Annotated in this window: 3 protein-coding genes; all 3 read left to right on the plus strand. The window is 71.9% G+C overall.

The features are described from left to right. Window positions 1–591: 591 nt before the first annotated feature. Window positions 592–1,608: an Acg family FMN-binding oxidoreductase gene (locus CM1CMNOD_RS11345; protein WP_013873781.1), complete on the plus strand. Its 1,017-nt coding sequence runs from the start codon at window positions 592–594 to the stop codon at window positions 1,606–1,608. Window positions 1,609–1,775: 167 nt separating this feature from the next. Beyond that, complete coding sequence (locus CM1CMNOD_RS21750) at window positions 1,776–1,913, plus strand: hypothetical protein (RefSeq protein ID WP_157491011.1); 138 nt, start codon at window positions 1,776–1,778, stop codon at window positions 1,911–1,913. A 205-nt stretch (window positions 1,914–2,118) separates the two neighbouring features. Then, the gene (locus CM1CMNOD_RS11350; protein WP_013873782.1) at window positions 2,119–3,096 is read left to right on the plus strand and encodes a universal stress protein; all 978 of its coding nucleotides are present in this window, start codon (window positions 2,119–2,121) and stop codon (window positions 3,094–3,096) included. Window positions 3,097–3,212: the final 116 nt, after the last annotated feature.

The following is a 3,212-nucleotide window of genomic DNA, read 5'->3' on the forward strand; positions in this document are numbered from 1 at the left end:
CAGACCCGAGAGGCACCTTTCGGTGACCCGCTCGGAGCAACTGTTGCAACTTACTGACGTAGCCCCGCCGAGTCAAACGTCTCCGAATTATCCGGGATTCGCCTCGGGGGCGGCCGAACTCCCTGTGGGAAGCTCGGGCCGGGGATGGGGGCCGCCTGGGCGATGAACTCGACCTTCGGTGTCTCCCGGCTTTCCGCCGGCAGGGATAAACATACACGACGAAACGTCCGAGTTTCATGATCGCAAGCACTTCGTGGAAATTTTTTCCGCGTTCATCCAGCTACGCGAAGTAACACCCCGGAGAAGCTCCGAACACACTGACAGCACCAGTTCGATCACACAGCGCAGCCAGGAAGGGAGCTTCCCCGAGGGACAGTGCGGAGGCAGGAGACGCGGGAAAGAGCCAGCCTCCGGTGGCAGGCAGGCCCCGGGACGCCCCAGGCAAGGAGGCCCCCAAGCAAGGAGGCGGGGAAGGGGCAGGACTCGGGATGCCCGAGCGAGGGGCAGGGCTCTGGAGGGGAAGAAACGAGGAAGACCCGACAGCGCGGGAGACCGCGGGAGACACGGCGAGAGACAGGGACGGTGAAGATCATGTCGACAACCGGCGTAGTGCCCTCCCCTGAGCAGATCGAAGAAGTCGTCGCCGAGGCCGCACTGGCACCGTCGATCCACGACACCCAGCCGTGGCACTGGTTCGCCGGCACCGGATGCCTCGAACTGTTCACGGACCCGTCCCTCCTGCTCGGCGCCATCGACCCGGACGGGCGGCAGCTGCTGATCAGCTGCGGCGCGGCCCTGTACCACGCGCGCCTGGCGCTGCGAGCCCGCGACCTGCTCCCGGCGGTGACCCTCCTGCCGGACGGGCCCGGATACGCCGATCTCGACATGGACCTCGCGGGCAGGGAGCCGCTGGCCACCATCCGGGCCGGCACCGCGCGCCCGCCCGACGCCGAGGAGCGGGCGCTCATCGCGGCCACGCGGTCCCGGATCACCGATCGTCAGCCGCTGCGTCCCGCCCCGGTGCCGGCCACGATCACCGCGGCGCTCACGAAGGCGGCCGAAGCCGAAGGCTGCTGGCTGGCCACGCTGAGCGCCGCCGACGTGGCCGCCCTGAGCGTGGACGGCGTGTGGCTGGGCGCCATGGGCCGCCACACCGCGGCCGACTGGACCGGCGCACCGATCACGATCGGCACGCATGCCACAACAGGTACGGCCGCCGCAACAGGTACGGCCGGTACCCCGGACGCGGCCGGCGGGACCGGCCCGGACGCCGTCGGACGCCGCACCGGCGTGCCCACTCCGCCCGCGGGGCTGCGGCGGCCGACGGTCGTCGCGCTCGGGACGGACGCGGACCGGCCCGTCGACCGGCTTGCCGCCGGCCAGGCGGTCGCGCGGATACTGCTGACGGCCACGGCGCACGGTGCGGCGGCCCGCCCGGTCGGGCACGCCGAGGACATCGACGCCATCCGGGTCAGGGTGCGTGAGCTGCTTCGCAGCACCGGCCATGTTCAAATGATCTTTCTTGTCGGCTACCCGCTGCCGGGAGGCCGCCCGGTCGAGCCCGCCCCGCGGCGGCCGACAGCGGAAATCCTCACGATCGTGGACTGACATGACCGCGGACCGGCGGCGAACGCGGACCGGCGCCGCGGAAGGCCGCCCCGGCGGGCCGAACGCCCCCGGCGTCCACCCGGCCACCCGGCCCGGGAACCACGCCACCCGGCCCGGAACATCAACAGGAGACATCAGGTCGCCTGGCGGCCGGCGCGGGAGCCCTGATGCTCATCCTGATGTACACGGCCGTGCTCCCGCCCGCCAACAACCCGTTCATGGACGAGCACCTCGTCTACGCGATGGTCCTCGGCCTGCTCGCCTTCTGCCACGCCGGCCGGGTGTGCGGCCTCGGAGGCTGGTAGGAGCGGCAGGCCGTCGTCCGACGCTGGCCCTTCCTCGTCTGATCGCCCGCAGGGGAAGGCCCCGCGCACGACCCGCGCACAGGCGAAAAACCCCGCGCACGACCCGTGTGGACAAGCGGATCAACAGGGACGCGGATGGGTATACGGTCACCGACCGCCACCGGCCACGCGGACGAGAGCCGATCCGCCCATGAAGGAGGCTGGCATGCAGGAGATCCGGGAGATCCGGGACGCTCGGGAAAGCCGGGAAATCGTTGTGGGGACGGACCTGTCCGAGGACGCCGACAAGGCGCTGAGCTGGGCCGTCGACGAAGCACAGCGCAGCGGCGCGACCGTGCGCGTGGTGCTCGCCTGGTCGGTCGAGCGCTGCCCACGGGTACTGGCCAACCACGTCCCGTCACACAACGCCGACCAGCTCGAGGCTGCCGCCGAGAAGCTCCTGCACGAAACCGTCGAGCGCATCCGCGCCACCGCGCCAGCCGTCACGATCATCGAGCAGCCCGGGCGCGCCGACCCGGTCGACGCCCTGCTCAACGCGGCTACCAACGCGCGGATGCTCGTGATCGGCGCGCGGGGCTCGGGACGCCTGCGCCGCCTTGTGACGGGCTCCGTCAGCGACGCCTGCGTGCACATGTCGGCCGGTGCCGTCGTGGTGGTCCGCTGGGCTCCGGAGCAGAGCCGCGGGCACGAGCTGCATGACGGCCGGCTGGCCGGCGTGCCGCGGGAGAGGCGTCCGGTGCTTGTCGGGGTGGACGGCTCGGAAGGTTCGATCAACGCGCTGCGCTGGGCGGCCACGGCAGCGGCCCAGCGCAAAGTGACCCTGCGTGTCCTCCATGTCTGGATGCCCGCGCCGGCAATGTACACCGGCTACTACGCCGGCTTCGAGGGAGAAGGACTGGAGAAGGCGGCCCAGGCCCTGCTCGAGGACACGTTGGCAAAGGGGCTGGACGACCGTACGGACGTCACGGTGGACGCCGGGCTCATGCTCGGCGCCGCGGGGACCAGCCTGATCCGGCAGGCCGCCGGCGCCCAGCTACTCGTCGTCGGTGCCCGTGGTCACGAGGGCTTCGCCGAGTTGCTGCTGGGCTCGACCAGTCAGCGTTGCACCCATCACTCCCCCTGCCCGGTCGCGGTGATCCACGGCGGCGGTCAGCGGCAGCACGGCGGGCGGCAACACCGGTAGGCCCGCGGCGGGGCCGGCCCCGCCCGACATCGCTCCGGGCGCCGCCGGCCTGACCAGGCTGGTAGCCCGGGACAGGCGGGGCCGGCTCGGGCCGGGTCGGGGAGGCCGGGTCGGGG

Origin of the sequence: Protofrankia symbiont of Coriaria myrtifolia, assembly GCF_900634755.1 — a bacterium.
GTDB classification, from domain to species: Bacteria; Actinomycetota; Actinomycetes; order Frankiales; family Frankiaceae; genus Protofrankia; species Protofrankia coriariae.